At 64.3% G+C, this 17979-nt stretch carries 15 protein-coding genes; 10 read left to right on the top strand and 5 right to left on the bottom strand.

What is annotated here, in order from left to right:
- Positions 1 to 319 precede the first annotated feature (319 nt).
- Complete coding sequence (locus FJ418_RS09490; protein ID WP_140865031.1) at positions 320 to 1918, top strand: hypothetical protein; 1599 nt, start codon at positions 320 to 322, stop codon at positions 1916 to 1918.
- Positions 1919 to 2016: 98 nt separating this feature from the next.
- Here FJ418_RS09490 and FJ418_RS09485 read toward each other — a convergent pair whose 3' ends face one another.
- The 5 genes from FJ418_RS09485 to FJ418_RS09460 all read right to left on the bottom strand — a co-directional run bounded on the left by FJ418_RS09485 (position 2017) and on the right by FJ418_RS09460 (position 6812).
- The gene (locus tag FJ418_RS09485) at positions 2017 to 3231 is read right to left on the bottom strand and encodes a glycosyltransferase family 87 protein (RefSeq protein ID WP_140865030.1); all 1215 of its coding nucleotides are present in this window, start codon (positions 3229 to 3231) and stop codon (positions 2017 to 2019) included.
- Positions 3232 to 3305: 74 nt separating this feature from the next.
- The gene (locus FJ418_RS09480; RefSeq protein ID WP_140865028.1) at positions 3306 to 3923 is read right to left on the bottom strand and encodes an alpha-ketoglutarate-dependent dioxygenase AlkB; all 618 of its coding nucleotides are present in this window, start codon (positions 3921 to 3923) and stop codon (positions 3306 to 3308) included.
- 202 nt (positions 3924 to 4125) lie between these two features.
- Positions 4126 to 4602: a peptidoglycan-binding protein LysM gene (gene lysM, locus FJ418_RS09470; RefSeq protein ID WP_140658730.1), complete on the bottom strand. Its 477-nt coding sequence runs from the start codon at positions 4600 to 4602 to the stop codon at positions 4126 to 4128.
- 78 nt (positions 4603 to 4680) lie between these two features.
- On the bottom strand, positions 4681 to 5118 hold the full coding sequence (gene arfB, locus FJ418_RS09465) for an alternative ribosome rescue aminoacyl-tRNA hydrolase ArfB (protein WP_140641734.1): 438 nt from the start codon (positions 5116 to 5118) through the stop codon (positions 4681 to 4683).
- A gap of 86 nt (positions 5119 to 5204) precedes the next feature.
- Positions 5205 to 6812, bottom strand: a complete 1608-nt coding sequence (locus FJ418_RS09460; protein WP_140865024.1) for a phosphoenolpyruvate carboxykinase — start codon at positions 6810 to 6812, stop codon at positions 5205 to 5207.
- Positions 6813 to 7152: 340 nt separating this feature from the next.
- Between FJ418_RS09460 and FJ418_RS09455 the strand changes: the two genes are divergently transcribed.
- From FJ418_RS09455 to FJ418_RS09405, 9 genes are all read left to right on the top strand, one after another.
- Positions 7153 to 7854, top strand: coding sequence for a response regulator transcription factor (locus tag FJ418_RS09455; RefSeq protein ID WP_006201274.1), 702 nt, complete (start codon positions 7153 to 7155; stop codon positions 7852 to 7854).
- A gap of 147 nt (positions 7855 to 8001) precedes the next feature.
- Positions 8002 to 9786, top strand: coding sequence for a sensor histidine kinase (locus tag FJ418_RS09450; RefSeq protein WP_140865023.1), 1785 nt, complete (start codon positions 8002 to 8004; stop codon positions 9784 to 9786).
- Between the two features lie 14 nt (positions 9787 to 9800).
- Positions 9801 to 10262 carry an HPr kinase/phosphorylase gene (locus FJ418_RS09445; RefSeq protein WP_140865021.1) on the top strand — a complete coding sequence of 154 codons (462 nt, stop codon included), beginning with the start codon at positions 9801 to 9803 and terminating at the stop codon, positions 10260 to 10262.
- A gap of 164 nt (positions 10263 to 10426) precedes the next feature.
- Positions 10427 to 10828, top strand: a complete 402-nt coding sequence (locus FJ418_RS09435; protein WP_027166957.1) for a PTS sugar transporter subunit IIA — start codon at positions 10427 to 10429, stop codon at positions 10826 to 10828.
- The gene (locus FJ418_RS09430; RefSeq protein ID WP_140658726.1) at positions 10825 to 11121 is read left to right on the top strand and encodes an HPr family phosphocarrier protein; all 297 of its coding nucleotides are present in this window, start codon (positions 10825 to 10827) and stop codon (positions 11119 to 11121) included. The genes FJ418_RS09435 and FJ418_RS09430 overlap by 4 nt, the downstream gene beginning before the upstream one ends.
- 323 nt (positions 11122 to 11444) lie before the next feature.
- Entirely contained in the window at positions 11445 to 12845 is a 1401-nt protein-coding gene (ahcY, locus tag FJ418_RS09420) for an adenosylhomocysteinase (protein ID WP_140865017.1), read from the top strand.
- A gap of 190 nt (positions 12846 to 13035) precedes the next feature.
- Positions 13036 to 15615, top strand: coding sequence for a PAS domain-containing sensor histidine kinase (locus FJ418_RS09415; protein ID WP_140865015.1), 2580 nt, complete (start codon positions 13036 to 13038; stop codon positions 15613 to 15615).
- 10 nt (positions 15616 to 15625) lie between these two features.
- Complete coding sequence (tsaE, locus tag FJ418_RS09410; protein ID WP_140865013.1) at positions 15626 to 17137, top strand: tRNA (adenosine(37)-N6)-threonylcarbamoyltransferase complex ATPase subunit type 1 TsaE; 1512 nt, start codon at positions 15626 to 15628, stop codon at positions 17135 to 17137.
- Positions 17134 to 17895, top strand: coding sequence for a nucleotidyltransferase family protein (locus tag FJ418_RS09405; RefSeq protein WP_140865011.1), 762 nt, complete (start codon positions 17134 to 17136; stop codon positions 17893 to 17895). Before tsaE ends, FJ418_RS09405 begins: the two co-directional genes overlap by 4 nt.
- Positions 17896 to 17979: the final 84 nt, after the last annotated feature.

Raw genomic sequence — 17979 nt, 5'->3', positions numbered from 1 at the left:
ACAGGTCGCGAGGATCAAGTGTGAGTGGGTAGGCTCGGCAATTTCGCTGTGGCGACGCGGGCACGGGCTGACCTCATCCTGCGCAAGCACGCCAACCATCTGGTCGAAGAGGTGGCGCTGCGGAGGCTTTGGAGCGCGTCGCTGAAACGGATTTTGATGCATGTCGTTGTCGCAGAACCGCTGCACACTTCTGGGCGACATGCATTAGGAACCGATCGACGCTCGTCGAGGACGTCCTGGCTCCCGGTTAAAGCGCGCTTAACTGCCGATCCGTTAGAAACTGAGCCACAAACGCTGTGTTGCTATTGAGGCTCCCGGCATGGATGCGCCATTGGTTGCTTCGGACGAGCAGGCTGATCTGCGGCCCCGTCAGGCCGGAACTGCATTTCGTCTTGGCCTGCCGGCTGCAGCAACATTGTTCATCGCCCTCTATGCGATCGTCGTCTCGCGCGTCTTGCCGGGCAATGTCGACGTATCGTGGCTGCTGACCGTCGGCGACCGCGTGCTGAGCGGCGAACGCCTCTATGTCGACGTAGCCGAGGCCAATCCGCCCTTTTCCACATGGCTCTATTTGCCATTCCTGATTCTTGAGCGGTTGACCGGGCTTTCTGCGGAGCTCTGGGTGGGGCTCGGCATGGCAGTGCTGGCAGTCGGTTCGGTCTGGCTTTCAGCTCGAATTCTTGTACGTGCCGACCAAACGCTGGCGCGATTCGTCTGGACAGTTCCGGTCCTGGTGTTTCTTCTGCTTAGCCTGTCCCCGGCGGATTTCGGCCAGCGCGAACAAATCGCAGTCATCTGCCTTTTGCCTTGGCTGGCGCTGCTTGCGGCACGCGACCGGACAGCGGATTTCCGCGCCGGCAGCACGGCCGAGCGGCTCGCCGCCGGGCTTGGCGCCGCGATTTTCGTCATGATCAAACCGCCTTTCAGCGTGCTGGCGCTGGCTGTCCCGGTGCTGGTCCTTGCCGCGCAGCGACGCTCGGCGCGGCCTCTGCTGACGACCGAGAATGTCTTCGGCGCTGCTTTGACCGTCGCCTATCTGGTCGTGCTTGTGGTTTTCATGCAGCCGTTCTTCACCGATGTCCTGCCTTTGCTGCGCGAGGTCTATTTGCCGATGCGCTTGCCGGCCGTCGACGTGTTGATGCTCTTGCCGGTGAAGATTTCCGTGGCCATGGCCGGGGCAACGTTGGCCATGGCCTACCCTGACCGGCCCCATCGCGATGCGAAGATCCTGCTGCTGGCGGGTATTGGCTATGTCCCTGCCTTTGTCGTCATGGGCAAAGGCTGGACCTATCAGGCGATCCCGTTCCTGATGCTAGGCATGTTGGCGTTTGTGCTTCAGTTCATCCGGTTGCTGCCACAGCGCGACCTGCCTGCGCTGGCAAAGGCGGGTGTCGGGTTCGGTTTGCTTTTGCTCGTGACGACCGTCGCGCCACGGCAAGGCCTGGCATTCGTCCAATCGCGCGGCGATCTCGACGCGGCGACGGCCGCCATCAACCGGATCGCCGATCACCCGACCTTGATATCGATAGGCTCGGCGCTGCAGATCGGCAATCCGCTCGTCCGGATGGCCGGCGCTCGCATGGTTGGGCGTCACCCGTCCAGTTGGATGATCAATGATGCCCAGGTCTTGATCGAGTCCGGGCCGGATGCCGCGACCCGGCTCAGGCTCGAAGCCTTGCGGGCGGACTACACGCGGGCGATCGCCCGTGAGTTGGCGACCAAACGGCCCGATATCGTTGCCGATGACGGAACCGCAGGACCGGATGTACCCGTAAAGCTCCATCTGACGCAGCCGCACGCAGCGGCGCCGCTGCGTGACAGCCCTCTGATCGCAAAGGCGTTGCAAGACTATCGTCTGCTCTATCAGAACGCCGTGGTAACCCTGTTCATCCGCAGCGATATCGCCGAACGCAATTAGGGCGGCACTGGCCAGATCAATTGACGTTAAGGCATGTCTTTCCAAAGCAGTCCTTAAAGTCGCCAAGCCCATCGCTGCCCACGCATCCCGGAATTGCTTCAGGCTAGGGACGGTTCTCCCGAGGGTTCCGCCTTCCGGCCCCTCGTCCATATCGAATGCAGCATCCACGCGGCAAGAAACAGCGGGATCAGGACAGCGACGCAATATCCGCCCCAGGTGAAAAAATGCACGACGAAAGGCCCGAGCCAGCAAATCGCCAGGATCAGTCGAGGCGGCCTCGAAACCATCGTGGCGAGCATCGCGACCGCTACGGCCACACCGATCGTGTCGTAGGTGTAGCCGTAGGGCGTGGCAAGGATCGCAAGGACAGCGGTAAGCGCCACGCGTTGCTGGTGCGAGACTAGGCGCCCCGGCCACCAGAGCCAGATCGCCGCTGCAATGGAAGCGATGGTCGCGACCGCCTGCACGCCATAGGCGGAGGTCACGCCAAGGCCGACAGCCCTTGCCGTGAAGAACACCGTGATCGCGTTGTACTGATAGGGTTGCGGATAAGGCGCCTCCATGATCGCCGTCATCAAGGGACGGGTTTCGGTCAGGAACAGGCGCCAGACATCGAAGCCGAAGAACAGGCCGGTGGCGACGGCGATCGCGACGCTGGTCCCGACGGCCGCGAGAATGGCCCGCCAGTTGCCGCTGGCGAACAGGCAGAAAGGCACGAGAATGCCGAGATGCGGTTTGATCGTCAGCAATCCGAACAGTATCCCGGCCAGCAGCGGACGCTTGGGCGCCACGGCGAGGCCTCCGATCAAGAGCGCGGTGGTCAGCGCGCCGTTCTGGCCGAACACCGAGTTCCAGATCACGGCGGGACTGAGGACAATCGCCAGTTCCAGGGCCGCTCCGAGCTTCAGCGGCCGGATCGCCAGCCACAGACAGAGCACAGTCCCAACCGTCCAGACCAGGTAGGCAGGCAGGATCGGCAAGGTGGCAAGCGGAACACCGAGCAGGAGGATGTTCGGCGGATAGCTCCATTCCTGATTGGGAAGGTCGGGCGAGAACATGTCGCGCAGCGCCGCGCGGTAGGCGTCCACGTCGAAAAGAAGGGCGACGTGGCCCTCCATCGCCATGCGGGACCCAGCCCAAAGGTTGGTGAAATCCCAGTAAGGCAGCCGGTGCGACAGCGCGGAAAATCCCTTGCTGTTCAGGGTCCACAAACTGCTCAGGTAAAACTCGGTCATCCAAAGCGCGACGATCGATACCACCGTGACGATGGCCACGTCCAAGAGGCTTCGGGTTCTGATCCAGTCCGGCTGCATGGCGACCTCGATTTCGCAACCGACCTTTTAGTCGCAGTGTCCTTAAGATCGCGTTGCCCCGGCGCCTGGCATCCTCAGCCCGGTACCGTCACCCGCCGAAGCGTCAGATTGATGCGGCCGCCATTCTTCAAGAGGGCCGATGTCGCGGGATAGATGCGGTCGACGCCATGGAAGGCGAGGCGTCCCTCGCCGCCAAGCACGACGACGTCGCCGCTCTTCAGCCTGAACGACTTCGTGCCGTCTTCGCGCCTGTCCTGACCGACCCGGAACAGGCAGTCGTCGCCCAGCGAGACCGACACCACGGGCGCGGCGAAGTCCTGCTCGTCGCGGTCCTGATGCAGGCCCATTCTGGCGTCCGCCGCATAGAAGTTGACCAGGCATGCCTCGGGCGGATGCGGGTAGGCCGAGACCTCGCGCCACAGTTGCAGCAAGGCTTCCGGGATCGGCGGCCAGGGCTCGCCCGTCACCGGATGCGTGGGCTGGTAGCGATAGCCGCGCTCCTTGTCGGTGACCCAGCCAAGCGCGCCGCAATTGGTCATGCGCACGCTCATCTCCTTGCCGGTGCGCGGCATGGCCGGCACGTAGAGGGGTGCTGCCTGCACGACGCGCCTGATCTCCTCGACCAGCGCTTCCTGGGCCGGCCGGGCGATGTAGCCCGGCATATGGCGGACGCCTTTGGGAAGTACGAGCATGGGTCGATCCGTTTTATCCGCCCTGGAGCGTGATGCCGAAAAGCGTGAAGCGGCTTTCGGACGACATCATGCTCTATCTCTTTGATTTAGAGCCGGATGATTTCAGGTCGAACAGACCTGAAATCATCCGGCTCCAGCATGCTACCGGCAAAAGAAAACGGCGACCCGAAAGCCGCCGTTCGTTCAATCTTGGCGATGCCGCTCAGGCCTGGTCGATATCCGGTATGCGCAGCACCTGGCCGGGATAGATCTTGTCGGGATGCGTCAGCATCGGCTTGTTGGCCTCGAAGATGACGTTGTTCTTCGCGCCCTTCCCCTTGCCGTAATATTTCTCGGCGATCTTCCAGAGATTATCGCCCTTCTGGACGGTATAGAGCGTCGGTTCCTTGGCCGGCGCCGCCTTGCCGGCCTCGGGCGCGACCTTCAGCTCGTCCGCCTGCACTTTGGAGACGCCGAGCGTGTTGCCGACGGCGATCACCGCCTTTTCGAAGACCGACTGATCCTTGACCGTGCCCTTCAAAACCGCGGTGTCGCCCTGGACGGCAACCTCGACGCCGTCCGTGCCCAGCTTGTGGGAATCGAGCTCCTTCTTCAACGTATCCGCGTTTGGCGATGCCTCGTCGTCGCCGCCGATGCCGAGCTTCTTGCCGACGCCTTTGACGAAATCGAAAATACCCATGGCTGGTCTCCTCGCTGTTGCAGCAATCGGAACTTGCCATCTGCAACCCAGAATTGGAAGCAGCCGATTCAACCGTGCTTAATCGTTCTCGACACGGCCGCGCAGCTTTTTCACCGTCGATCGGCCCGCCTTGCTCTTGAGGCGGCGCTCCACGGCACCTTTGGACGGCCTGGTCTTCTTACGCGGCGGCGGTGGAGGCTCGGCCGCCTTGGCGATCAACGCCGTCAGCCGCGCCCGCGCATCGGCCCGGTTCTGCTCCTGGGTGCGGAAGCGGCCGGCCTCGATGACGATGACGCCGTCCTTGGTGGCGCGCTGGCCGGCAAGCTTGATGGCGCGCTCGCGCACCCGCTCGGACAGGCCGGAAGCGTTCGCCGCGTCGAAGCGCAGTTGCACGGCGGTGGCCACCTTGTTGACGTTCTGGCCGCCCGGACCGGACGAGCGGATGAAGTCCTCATGCAGGTCGCCCGCACGAATGACCGCTTCGCCGGAGATGATGATGTCGTCGTCGCTTGCCATGCACGCACTCATGACGCGATGACGGCAAAAAGAAAAGGCCCGGCGCGAGCCGGGCCCTGGAGGAAAGATATGAGAAGCGGCCGCTATTAAGCCGCTTCCTGCAAGCGCGGCGCGGCGCCGAGGATGGTGGCGTCGACGTGGCGTTCGAACTTCTCGAAATTGGTCGCGAACATGTTGACCAGCTTCGCGGCCTGGCGGTCGTAACCGGCCTTGTCCGCCCAGGTCGAGCGCGGGTCGAGAATGGCGCCGTCGACACCCGGGACGGCCACCGGCACTTCGAAGCCGAAATTGGCGTCGGTGCGGAACTCGGCCGCGTTCAGCGAACCGTCGAGCGCGGCGCCCAGCAAGGCGCGTGTCACCTTGATCGGCATGCGGCGGCCGGTGCCATAGGCGCCGCCGGTCCAGCCGGTGTTGACCAGCCAGCAGTCGACGCCGTGGCTGGCGATCAGCTCGCGCAGCAGATTGCCGTATTCGGACGGGTGGCGCGGCATGAACGGGGCGCCGAAGCAGGTCGAGAACGTCGCTTCCGGCTCGGTGACGCCCTTTTCCGTGCCGGCGACCTTGGCTGTATAGCCCGACAGGAAGTGGTACATCGCCTGCGCCGGCGTCAGCCTGGCGATCGGCGGCATGACGCCGAAGGCATCGGCGGTCAGCATGATGATGTTCTTCGGATGACCGGCGCGGCCGGTCTTCGAGGCATTGGGGATAAAGTCCAGCGGATAGGCGCAGCGCGTGTTCTCGGTCAGGCTGCCATCGTTGAAATCCGGAACGCGGCTGGCGTCGAGCATCACGTTCTCCAGCACCGTGCCGAAGCGCTGCGTGGTGGCGAATATCTCCGGCTCGGCCTCGGCCGACAGCCTGATCGTCTTGGCGTAGCAGCCGCCCTCGAAATTGAAGATGCCCTGCGGACCCCAGCCATGCTCGTCGTCGCCGATCAGCGTGCGCGACGGATCCGCGGAAAGGGTCGTCTTGCCGGTGCCGGACAGGCCGAAGAAGACGGCCGCGTCGCCGTCCGGACCTTCATTGGCGGAGCAGTGCATCGGCAAGACGCCCTTTGCCGGCAGCAGATAGTTCAGCATCGTGAATACCGACTTCTTCATCTCGCCGGCATAGGAGGTGCCGCCGATCAGCACGATCTTGCGGGTGAGATCGACCGCGATCACCGTCTCGGTGCGGGTGCCGTGACGGGCCGGATCGGCGCGGAAGGAGGGCAGGTCGATGATCGTCATCCGCGGCACGAAACGCTCGAGCTCCGCGGCTTCAGGGCGGATCAAAAGATTGCGGATGAACAGCGAATGCCAGGCGAATTCGGTGATGACCCGGGTCGGCAGCTTGAGATCGGCGTCGGCGCCGCCGACGAGGTCCTGCACGTAGAGGTCCTTGCCGGTTGCGTGAGCCTTGAAATCCGCGAGCAGCGCTTCGAACTGTGCTGGCGAGATCGCCTTGTTGTTGTCCCACCAGACTTGGCCGCCGGTCGCCTCGTCGCGGACGACGAATTTGTCCTTCGGCGAACGTCCGGTGTGCTGGCCGGTCTCGGCGACCAGCGCGCCCTGCGCGGTCAACCTCGCCTCGCCGCGCCGGATCGCTTCCTCGTAGAGTTTCGCCGCGCCAAAATTATAGCGTACCATGCCCGTTGTCTTCAGGCCGATCGCGTCGATGGCGCAGTCGGGGTTGCGTTTGCCGGCTTCCGACATCAAATTTCCTCTCTGGATTTGGCCGCATCTGACGGGTGGCTTCCCGGAGCCCACGCTGGGGCCGTCAGGTTCAGAACCAGAAAAAGCGAATGATATCAAATCATTAATCGATTTAAAAAATTTGAAAGTTGTTTAAATCGTTTATATGTGCAAAAAACGCAGAGGTTGCCCAAAGGATTGGCAGGCTTGGTGCGTCCAATCCCAATTAGGGTGCGATGTCGTGTGACGGCAGGCCGCTCGTGACTTCGGACAAGGCCCGTGCCACATTTTGTACCCAATTTGTCCTGCAAAAGCCCCTTCTCGACGACAGAAGGGACAGCTCATGAGGGAGCCGCTTGAAATGGCAACAATCGCGCTTGTCGACGACGACCGTAATATTCTGACCTCGGTGTCGATCGCGCTCGAATCCGAGGGCTATCGGGTGGAAACCTACACCGACGGCGCGTCGGCGCTGGAAGGCCTGGCGGCGCGGCCGCCGAACCTCGCCATCCTCGACATCAAGATGCCGCGCATGGACGGCATGGAGCTGCTTCGCCGCATGCGCCAGAAGTCGGACCTGCCGGTCATCTTCCTGACGTCGAAGGACGACGAGATCGACGAATTGTTCGGCCTCAAGATGGGCGCCGACGACTTCATCCGCAAACCCTTCTCGCAGCGCCTCCTTGTCGAGCGCGTGCGCGCCGTGCTGCGCCGGACCAGCGCCCGCGAGGCGGCGGCCAAGGCGCCGAGCCAGCAGGCCCGCTCGCTCGAACGCGGCCAGTTGGTGATGGACCAGGAGCGGCACACCTGCACCTGGAAGGGCGAGCCGGTGACGCTGACGGTGACCGAGTTCCTCATCCTGCATTCGCTGGCGCAGCGCCCCGGCGTGGTAAAAAGCCGTGATGCGCTGATGGATTCGGCCTATGATGAGCAGGTCTATGTCGACGACCGCACCATCGACAGCCACATCAAGCGGCTGCGCAAGAAGTTCAAGGCCGTCGACGACGACTTCGAGATGATCGAAACCCTTTACGGAGTCGGATACCGGTTCCGCGAAGCATGAGAATAGGCAGTAGGCAGTAGGGAATAGTCCGTAGTCAGTTTTGAATGATGCGAGCGGCCATTCGTGCATAGCCGCGGTCAGCCAATCATTGCTCCTACTGCCTACTGCCCACTCACTACCCACTAACTAAGCAGGGCCTGCTAGTCGATGGCAGTGGAAGTAGAGCGAGGCAGACGGGCGGGCGCGGCAAGGCGCCCGTCGCGGATCGTGCCCGCCTTCGTGTCGAAATTCACGGTGCCGATGCGCCGGTTTCTCGGCCATCACATCTTCTCCAGCCTGACCCGGCGCATCCTGTTCCTCAACCTGGCCGGCCTCGCTGTGCTGGTCACCGGCATCCTTTACCTGAACACCTTCCGCGACGGGCTGATCGACGCGCGCGTCGAAAGCCTGATGACGCAGGGCGAGATAATCGCCGGCGCGATCGCGGCCTCGGCGACCGTCGAGACCGATTCGATCAGCATCGATCCGGAAAAGCTGCTTGAGCTGCAGGCGGGCGAAAGCCTGGGGCCGGGGTCGGACCAGCTCGACAACCTCGATTTCCCGATCAATCCCGAGCGCGTGGCGCCGGTGCTGCGACGCTTGATCTCGCCGACGCGCACCCGCGCCCGCATCTATGACCGCGACGCCAACCTGCTGCTCGATTCGCGGCATCTTTATTCGCGCGGCCAGATCCTGCGCTACGACCTGCCGCCCGTCGACGACGAACAGCCCGGCGTCGTGGAGCAAGTCGAGAAATTCATCTTCGACTTCTTCCGCAACAAGGACCTGCCGGTCTACCACGAGCAGCCCGGCGGCAATGGCGCGGCCTTCCCCGAAGTGGTCAAGGCGCTGACCGGCAGCCCCTCGACCATCGTGCGGGTGAGCGAGCAGGGCGAGCAGATCGTCTCCGTCGCGGTGCCGATCCAGCGCTTCCGCGCCGTGCTCGGCGTGCTGATGCTGTCCACCGAAGGCGGCGACATCGACAAGATCGTCGCGGCCGAGCGCAAGGCGATCCTGCGCGTGTTCGGGGTGGCGGCGCTCGTCACCGCGATCCTGTCGATGCTGCTCGCCTCCACCATCGCCAATCCGCTGCGCCGGCTTTCCGCGGCCGCCGTCAGGGTGCGGCGCGGCGTCAAGAACCGCGAGGAAATCCCCGATTTTTCCGATCGCCAGGACGAGATCGGCAATTTGTCCATTGCCGTGCGCGACATGACGAATGCGCTGTACGCGAGAATCGAGGCGATCGAAAGTTTTGCGGCGGATGTCTCGCATGAATTGAAGAACCCGCTGACCTCGCTGCGCAGCGCGGTCGAGACGCTGCCTCTGGCGAAGAACGAGAACTCGCGTGGCCGGCTGATGGAAATCATCCAGCACGATGTGAGGCGGCTCGACCGGCTGATCACCGACATCTCGGACGCTTCGCGGCTCGATGCCGAGCTGGCGCGCGAGGATGCCGCAACCGTCGATCTGAAGAAATTCACCACCGATCTCATCGCGGTCTCGCGCGAGGCGACGCGCAACAAGAAGGCCGTCGAGATCGAGCTCAAGGTCGCCAAGCTGCCGGCCGGCGCCAAAGGCTATTTCGTTGTCGGCCATGACCTCAGGATCGGCCAGGTCATCACCAATCTGATCGAGAACGCGCGCTCCTTCGTGCCCGACGAGCATGGCCACATAGCGATCTCGTTGGCGCGCGCGGGCAAGTTCAACATCATCACCGTCGACGATAACGGCCCGGGCATCCGGGCGGAGAAGATCGATCGCATCTTCGAACGCTTCTACACCGACCGGCCGGCCGGCGAGGCATTCGGCCAGAACTCCGGCCTCGGGCTGTCGATCAGCCGCCAGATCGTCGAGGCGCATGGTGGCACGCTGACGGCCGAAAACATCCCCGGCACCAAGCCCGGCGAGATCAAGGGCGCGCGTTTCGTGGTGACGCTGCCGGCGGAAGGCTGACCGCCGAGCCGAACATGCCGGACGCCGCCGCAAAGCCCCGCAACATCCATGGCACGGCCATACTGGTCGGCGAGCGCGGCGTGCTGATCACCGGGCCGTCGGGCGCCGGCAAGACGACGCTGGCGCTGGCGCTAATCGATCATTGCCGCGCGCGGGGGCTTTTTGCCCGGCTGGTGGGCGACGACCAGTTGTTTGCCGTGGCCCATGGCGGCCGGCTGGTGTGCCGCGCGCCGGCGAGCATCGCCGGTCTCGCCGAGGTGCACGGCATCGGCCCGCGGCCGCTGGCCTTCGAACCGGCCGCCGTGATCGACCTCATGGTGCGGCTGGTCGAGGCGGCCGACATGGCGCGCCTGCAGGACGAAGCCGCGGAAACGATCGACGAATGCCGGCTGCCCCGTGTCGACGTCGCCCGGCAAAACGTCACCGCCGCGCTGCCCCTGCTGATGGCGCGGCTGTCGATCCAGCCTTTTTCATGATCCGCCCCGGGTTTTTTGCTGCGATGCGTCAAAATGGCCCGAGCTGCCGCAATTTTGGGCTTGTCAACCGGCCGTGCGTCGACAAGATAGCGCTCCCGCCGCCTGGAATGGCTGGCGAACATAAGATACGCCTGTGAAGAGGCGATGACGGGAGCCACCAGAGAATGATCGGACTCGTGCTCGTGACGCACGGTCAACTCGCTACCGAGTTCCGGCATGCCGTAGAGCATGTCGTCGGGCCGCAGGACAATTTCGAAACCGTGGCGATCGGCGCCGATGACGACATGGAGCAGCGCCGGGCCGACATCGTCGACGCCGTGGCGCGCGTCGACACCGGCGCCGGCGTCATCGTGCTCACCGACATGTTCGGCGGCACGCCCTCCAACCTCGCCATCTCGGTGATGGAATCGGGCCGCACCGAGGTGATCGCCGGCATGAACCTGCCGATGCTGATCAAGCTCTCCTCGATCCGCAAGGGCGACAACATGGCCGCCGCGCTCGACGAGGCGCAGGCGGCGGGCCGCAAATACATCAACGTCGCCAGCCAGCTCCTGAGCAGCAAATGAACGCACCGGCGCCGCGTACGGATGAGGTGGTGCGGGAGTTCCCGATCATCAATCAGCGCGGCCTGCATGCGCGCGCTTCGGCCAAGTTCGTCCAGGTCGCCAGCGGCTTCGACGCCACCATCCATGTCGAGAAGGACGGTGTGAAGGTCGGCGGCACCTCGATCATGGGCCTGATGATGCTGGCGGCAAGCCCGGGTTATTCGATCCGTGTCATCGCCAGCGGCCCGGAAGCCGTGCCGGCCATGGATGCGCTGGAGCAGCTGGTCGCCTCGCGTTTCGGCGAGGAAATCTGAAATTTTTGCTTTGGTACATGTCGTGATCCCAAAACCGCTGCACACTTTTGGGTGACATGATTTCTGCTTGTACATGTCGTGATCCCAAAACCGCTGCACACTTTTGGGCGACATGATTTCTGGTTGTGCATGTCGTGATCCCAAAACCGCTGCGCACTTTTGGGCGACATGCACCGCCCCGCAGAGACATGCGCGCATAAAGATTTCTTTATATCCCATTGTCGGGCGACGGCCGATCTGCTAGTCAGGCCGGCAACCGCGCCCTTCCACGCGCCTCCCGGCGCCGGCGCGTCTTTGAGAAAAAATCACACCGGAGCACTGCCATGACGGGTAGCAAGGACTATGTGGTCGCCGACATCTCGCTTGCCGGCTGGGGCCGCAAGGAGATCGAGATCGCCGAAACCGAAATGCCGGGCCTGATGGCCTGCCGCGAGGAGTTCGGCGCCAAGAGGCCGCTGAAGGGCGCGCGCATCACCGGCTCGCTGCACATGACCATCCAGACGGCGGTGCTGATCGAGACGCTGAAGGCGCTGGGCGCCGACATCCGCTGGGCCTCCTGCAACATCTTCTCGACCCAGGACCACGCGGCCGCGGCGATCGCCGAGGCCGGCATCCCGGTGTTCGCGGTCAAGGGCGAGTCGCTGGAGGACTACTGGGATTACACCGACAAGATCTTCCAGTGGGCCGATGGCGGCCTCTCCAACATGATCCTCGACGATGGCGGCGATGCCACCATGTACATTCTGGTCGGCGCGCGCGCCGAGGCCGGCGAGGATGTGCTGTCCAATCCGCAGAGCGAGGAGGAGGAATACTTCGTCGCGCAGATCAAGAAGCGCCTGAAGGCCTCGCCCGGTTTCTTCACCAAGCAGCGGGAAGCGATCCGCGGTGTCACCGAGGAGACCACCACCGGCGTCAACCGCCTCTACCAGCTGCAGAAGAAGGGCCTGCTGCCCTTCCCGGCGATCAACGTCAACGATTCCGTCACCAAGTCGAAATTCGACAACAAATACGGCTGCAAGGAATCGCTGGTCGACGGCATCCGCCGCGGCACCGACACGATGATGGCCGGCAAGGTCGCGGTGGTCTGCGGCTATGGCGACGTCGGCAAGGGCTCGTCGGCCTCGCTGCGCGGCGCCGGCGCCCGCGTCAAAGTCACCGAGGTCGACCCGATCTGCGCGCTGCAGGCGGCTATGGACGGCTATGAGGTGGTGACGCTGGAAGACGCGGCCCCCAACGCCGACATCGTCATCACCACCACCGGCAACAAGGACGTCGTCACGCTCGACCATATGCGGTCGATGAAGGACATGGTGATCGTCGGCAATATCGGCCACTTCGACAACGAGATCCAGGTGGCGTCGCTGCGCAACCTGAAATGGACCAACGTCAAGCCGCAGGTCGACCTGATCACCTTCCCGGACGGCAAGCGGATGATCCTTCTGTCCGAGGGACGCCTGCTCAACCTCGGCAACGCCACTGGTCATCCGAGCTTCGTCATGTCGGCCTCGTTCACGAACCAGGTGCTGGCGCAGATCGAGCTTTTCAGCAAGCACGGCCAGTACGAGAACCAGGTCTATGTGCTGCCCAAGCACCTCGACGAGAAGGTCGCGCGGCTGCATCTCGACAAGCTCGGCGCCAAGCTCACCGAGCTGTCCGGCGAACAGGCCGCCTATATCGGCGTGAAGCCGCAGGGCCCGTACAAGCCCGAACACTACCGCTATTAACCAAAACGAAATTATCTACCATATATTGAAGCCGGGTGGTTGACTTTCCATCCGGCTTTATTTTTTGCGCCAATGATTCTTCACGTCGATTCCGGCAAGCGTTATTGTTGTGATTCGCGGCTCGGGGACATGTTGGGCCGGGGACGCATTCAGGGCGGTCTTGCATTCAAGCGGCGAAGAGGACCAAGACATGCCGGGGGATTACCCGCCACGCGCGGGAAAGGCCGTTTCCGGCGGCCATGAGGATTCGAACGAGGCTGGCCCCGCCGTGAGCGGCGGCGGTTTTCGTGCCGGCTTGCGGCTGGCGTCGCTGCTTGCCACCTCGGCGCTTGCAGGCCCGCTGCTCGCCTTTGCCGCCCACGCCGAGACAGGCATCCCGGGAAAGGCCGCGGCGCCGGTCAGCACCGTCGAGGTCATGCAACTCGCCATGTTCGTCGGCGTCATGGGCGCCGCACTCGTCTCGGCCATCTTCCTGATCCGCGAGCGCGCACGCACCGCCTCGCAGAATCTACAGCTCAGGGCCCGCATCGCGGACGTCAACGCGGCGCTGCAGCGCTCCGAGGCGCTGCTCAACCTGCGCGACCAGCGCCTGGTGGTGTGGACCACGGACAACAAGAAACCCGAGCTCATCGGCAGCCTGCCGCTGGAAAGCGGCGCGCCCGACGACAGATCCGCTTTCCTGGCCTTCGGCCGCTGGCTGATGCCGCGCTCGGCGGCGGCGCTGGAGCACGCGGTTGCGGCGCTGCGCGAACAGGCTAGAGCCTTCGATCTCGTCATCGAAACGCAGGCCGGCGTGCCGCTGGAGGTGCATGGCCGCAAGAGCGCGGCGCATGTGCTGGTGCGCTTCGTCTCGCTGTCGGAGACGCTGCGCAACCAGGCCAGGCTGAAGATCGAGAACCAGCGGCTCAGCGCCGACTACGACACCATGGTCGGCCTGCTCGACGCGTTGAAGATGCCGGCGTGGCTGCGCGGCGCGGACGGGCGATTGCAATGGGTCAACCGCGCCTATGCCGAGGCGGTGGAGGCGGAAAGCACGGCCGCGGCCGTGCGCGACGCGAAGGAATTCCTCGGCGGCCAGGCGCGCGAGCAGATCGCCGAGCAGCACAAGTCGCGCCCGGTCTTCGAGCAGACGCTCTCCACCGTGATCGAGGGCGACCGCCGCATGTTCGCGGTCACCGATTTCGCCGGAGCCGACGGTTCGGCGGGACTTGCCTGCGACACCAGTGCCGCCGAGACGATCCGCGCCGAATATGAGCGGACCGTGCGCAGCCATGCCGACACGCTCGACCAGTTGAATACAGCGGTAGCGATCTTCGACACCGAGGAAAAGCTGCGCTTCTTCAACCAGGCCTTCCAGAAGCTGTGGGGTCTCGACTCGGGCTTCCTGCTCAGCGCTCCCTCCAACACGTTGCTGCTCGACAGGCTGCGCAGCGAAGGCAGGATCGCCGAGCAGCCCGAATGGCGGCGCTGGAAGGAAAACCTGCTCAGCGCCTATCGCGCCGTCGAATCGCAGGAGCATTGGTGGCATCTGCCGGACGGCAAGACGATCCGCGTCGTGGCGAACCCGCAGCCGAAGGGCGGCGTCACCTGGGTGTTCGAGAACCTGACCGAGAAGATGGATCTCGAAAGCCGTTACCAGACCGCCGTGCGGGTGCAGGGCGAGACGCTGGACAACCTCGCCGAAGGGGTGGTCGTGTTCGGTCCGGACGGCCGGCTGCGCCTGTCCAATCCGGCCTTCGTCGCGCTGTGGGGGCTGACTGTGGAAGCGGTCAAGCCGAAAGTCCATGTCTCGGCGATCCGCGACTTTTGCGACCAGCGCGCCGCGAACAGCCCGTGGGGCGGCTTCGTCGCCGCGGTCACCGGCTTCGACGACGAGCGCCGCGACCGCCGCGGCCAGATCGAGCTGGTCAACGGCACGGTGCTGAGCTACGCGGTGATCCACCTGCCCAACGGCCAGGTGATGATCACCTTCGTCGACGTCACCGACACCGTCAATGTCGAACGGGCGCTGAAGGACAGGAACGAGGCGCTGGAGAAATCCGACCAGCTGAAGAACGAATTCGTGCAGCACGTGTCCTATGAGCTGCGCTCGCCGTTGACCAACATCATCGGCTTCACCGAGCTTCTGTCGCTGCCCGCGACCGGGCCACTGACGCCGAAACAGCGCGAATATGTCGAGCATGTCGGCTCGTCGTCCTCGGTGCTGCTCACCATCGTCAACGATATCCTCGACCTGGCCACCGTCGATGCCGGCATCATGCAGCTCGACATCTCCGAAATGAACATCGACCGGACGATCGCCGCGGCCGCCGAACTGGTCGCCGACCGGCTGGACGAGCACCGGATCAAGCTCGAGATCGACGCGGCGGAGGCGCCGGCGAGCTTCCATGGCGACGAAATCCGCATCCGCCAGATTCTCTACAACCTGCTCAGCAACGCGGCGAACTACGCGCCGGAGGCAAGCACGATCCGGCTGACCTGCCGCCGCTTGGCCGACGGCGTCGAGTTCTCGGTGCATGACGACGGGCCGGGCATGCCGCCGGACGTGCTTGAATCGGTCTTCCGCCGCTTCGAGCCGCGCGCCAATGGCGGGCGTCGGCGCGGCGCGGGGCTTGGGCTCTCGATCGTCAAGAGCTTCGTCGAACTGCATGGCGGGACCGTGCGCATCGAGACCGGCCAGGACAGGGGCACGACCGTCATCTGCACCTTCCCGGACAAGCCTTCCGGAATCCCGGATACGCCGGCGGGCATCCGCGACGCGGCCGAGTAGCGCGGCCTATATGACAGGGATGGCGCTGGAGCGTTTTCTCGCCGACGAGGCGGCAACGGCAAGGCTTGGCGAGGACCTCGCCATGGCGTTGCGCGCGGGCGACGCGATCGCGCTGAAAGGCGATCTCGGCGCCGGCAAGTCGACGTTGGCCCGCGCGCTGATCCGGGCGCTCGCCGACGACGCCAATCTCGAAGTGCCGAGCCCGACCTTCACCCTGGTGCAGAGCTACGAGACGCGCGTTCCGGTGCATCATTTCGACCTCTATCGGCTGTCCGCTCCGGACGAGCTCGACGAGCTCGGCCTCGACGACGCGCTAAGCCAAGGCGCGGCGCTCATCGAATGGCCGGAACGGGCCGCAGACCGCTTGCCGGAAACGGCGCTGTGGGTCGATCTTGCCGAGCAGGGCGAAGGCCGGGTGGAGCGGCTTTCCGGGCAGGGACCAATCTATGACCGCGTGGCGCGATCGCTGGCGATGCGCGATTTCCTGGCCTCCGCCGGATGGGGCGAAGCCAGCCGCCGTCATTTCGTCGGCGACGCCTCCGCCCGCTCCTATGAGATCGTCGCGCTGCCCGGCCAAGCGCCGCGCGTGCTGATGAATTCGCCGCGCCTGGTGCTCGGGCCGCCGGTTCGCGGCGGCAAGCCCTATGCGGTGATCGCCCACACGGCGCAATCCGTCGCCGCCTTCGTCGCCATCGACCGGGCGCTCTATGCCGCCGGCGTCAGCGTGCCGGCGATCCACGCCCAGGATCTCGACCAGGGCTTTCTGCTCATCGAGCATCTCGGCTCGGAAGGTTTCCTCGGTCGCGACGGCCAGCCCATCGCCAAACGCTACGAGGCGGCGGCCGAGCTGCTGGCCATGATGCATGGCAAGACTTGGCCTACGCGCTTGGAAGCGGCGCCCGGCGTATTTCACGACGTGCCGCCTTTCGACCGGGAAGCCATGCTGATCGAGGCCGACCTTCTGGTCGACTGGTATGTGCCATGGATCACCGGCGAACCGGCAAACGACGCGTTGCGGGAAGGCTACCACAAGGTATGGAACGCACTTCTCGATCACCTGGCAGGCAGCGAATACACGCTGATGCTGCGCGACTTCCATTCGCCCAACATCATCTGGCGGGCCGAGCGCGCCGGCCTCGACCGGCTGGGCATCGTCGATGTGCAGGACGCGCTGATCGGGCCTGCCGCCTATGACGTCGCTTCCTTGGCCATGGATGCGCGCGTCACCGTCCCGCCCGAGATCGAGCGGCGCACCGTCGCGGCTTATGTCGCGGCGCGGCGCGCCGCCGGCGCTTTCGACGAGGCCGGCTTCGCCGAGGCCTATGCGATCATGGCCGCGCAGCGCAATTCGAAGATCCTCGGCATCTTCGTGCGGCTCGAAAAGCGCGACGGCAAGCCTTACTATCTGAAGCACCTGCCGCGCATTCGCGACTATCTGAGGCGGGCGCTGGCGCATCCGGCGCTGGCTGGCCTGAAGGATTTCTACATGGCCCACGGCCTGCTCGAGGAACGGGTCCCATGAAGCCGACGACGGCGATGGTGCTGGCGGCCGGGCTCGGCAAGCGCATGCGGCCGATTACCGATTCGATGCCGAAGCCGCTGGTGAAGATCGCTGGCAAGACCTTGCTCGACTGGGGGCTGGACAGTTTGGAAGCTGCCGGCGTCGCCAAGGCCGTCGTCAATGTCCACTACCTGCCCGAGCAGATCGTCGCCCATGTCGCCCATAGGCGCGCACCGAAGATCGTCATCTCCGACGAGCGCGAGGCGCTGCTGGAATCGGCTGGCGGCATCGTCAAGGCGCTGCCGCTTTTGGGCAGCGAGCCCTTCTACATCATCAACGCCGATACCTTCTGGATCGACAGCGGCCAACCCAGCCTCGAGCGCCTTGCCCTTGCATGGGACGCCGCCAGAATGGATATTCTGCTGATGCTTACCGATCTCGACTCAGCGACCGGGCATTGCGTCGGCACCGATTTCCTGATCGCGCATGACGGCGCGCTCAGGCGCTCAAAGGGTGATCCGACGGGCCTGATCTATGCAGGTGCTGCGATCATCCATCCGCGTATCTTCAAGGATGCTCCCACAGGCTCGCATTCGCTCAACATCTATTTCGACAAGGCGATCGCCGCCGGCCGCCTGTTCGGCATGAAGATGAACGGAAGCTGGATCACCGTCGGCACCCCGGGCGCCATTCCAGCCGCCGAGGCAGCCGTCGCCGGCGCGCTCGCATCCGCATCGGCCCGAAAATCGGCTCCGATTTTCGGAAAGCACGATGCGTAGAGTCTTCGGAAAGCACGATGCGTAGAGTCAAAGGGTTAGATCGTCCTTTGTGCGCCCAAACGGGCGCACGGCGATCTAATGCGG

The organism is Mesorhizobium sp. B2-8-3 (assembly GCF_006440815.1).
GTDB lineage: Bacteria > Pseudomonadota > Alphaproteobacteria > Rhizobiales > Rhizobiaceae > Mesorhizobium.
This window is presented reverse-complemented; position numbering and strand designations above follow the sequence as displayed.

What these genes read in the sequence shown, in the direction of transcription:
- FJ418_RS09430 (WP_140658726.1), top strand. Translation starts at nt 10,825, where the DNA reads ATGAACGCACCGGCGCCGCGTACGGATGAGGTGGTGCGGGAGTTCCCG.
- FJ418_RS09415 (WP_140865015.1), top strand. Translation starts at nt 13,036, where the DNA reads ATGCCGGGGGATTACCCGCCACGCGCGGGAAAGGCCGTTTCCGGCGGC.
- FJ418_RS09450 (WP_140865023.1), top strand. Translation starts at nt 8,002, where the DNA reads ATGGCAGTGGAAGTAGAGCGAGGCAGACGGGCGGGCGCGGCAAGGCGC.
- FJ418_RS09455 (WP_006201274.1), top strand. Translation starts at nt 7,153, where the DNA reads ATGGCAACAATCGCGCTTGTCGACGACGACCGTAATATTCTGACCTCG.
- FJ418_RS09445 (WP_140865021.1), top strand. Translation starts at nt 9,801, where the DNA reads ATGCCGGACGCCGCCGCAAAGCCCCGCAACATCCATGGCACGGCCATA.
- lysM (WP_140658730.1), bottom strand. Translation starts at nt 4,602, where the DNA reads ATGGGTATTTTCGATTTCGTCAAAGGCGTCGGCAAGAAGCTCGGCATC.
- FJ418_RS09405 (WP_140865011.1), top strand. Translation starts at nt 17,134, where the DNA reads ATGAAGCCGACGACGGCGATGGTGCTGGCGGCCGGGCTCGGCAAGCGC.
- arfB (WP_140641734.1), bottom strand. Translation starts at nt 5,118, where the DNA reads ATGGCAAGCGACGACGACATCATCATCTCCGGCGAAGCGGTCATTCGT.
- FJ418_RS09485 (WP_140865030.1), bottom strand. Translation starts at nt 3,231, where the DNA reads ATGCAGCCGGACTGGATCAGAACCCGAAGCCTCTTGGACGTGGCCATC.
- FJ418_RS09435 (WP_027166957.1), top strand. Translation starts at nt 10,427, where the DNA reads ATGATCGGACTCGTGCTCGTGACGCACGGTCAACTCGCTACCGAGTTC.
- tsaE (WP_140865013.1), top strand. Translation starts at nt 15,626, where the DNA reads ATGACAGGGATGGCGCTGGAGCGTTTTCTCGCCGACGAGGCGGCAACG.
- FJ418_RS09490 (WP_140865031.1), top strand. Translation starts at nt 320, where the DNA reads ATGGATGCGCCATTGGTTGCTTCGGACGAGCAGGCTGATCTGCGGCCC.
- FJ418_RS09480 (WP_140865028.1), bottom strand. Translation starts at nt 3,923, where the DNA reads ATGCTCGTACTTCCCAAAGGCGTCCGCCATATGCCGGGCTACATCGCC.
- ahcY (WP_140865017.1), top strand. Translation starts at nt 11,445, where the DNA reads ATGACGGGTAGCAAGGACTATGTGGTCGCCGACATCTCGCTTGCCGGC.
- FJ418_RS09460 (WP_140865024.1), bottom strand. Translation starts at nt 6,812, where the DNA reads ATGTCGGAAGCCGGCAAACGCAACCCCGACTGCGCCATCGACGCGATC.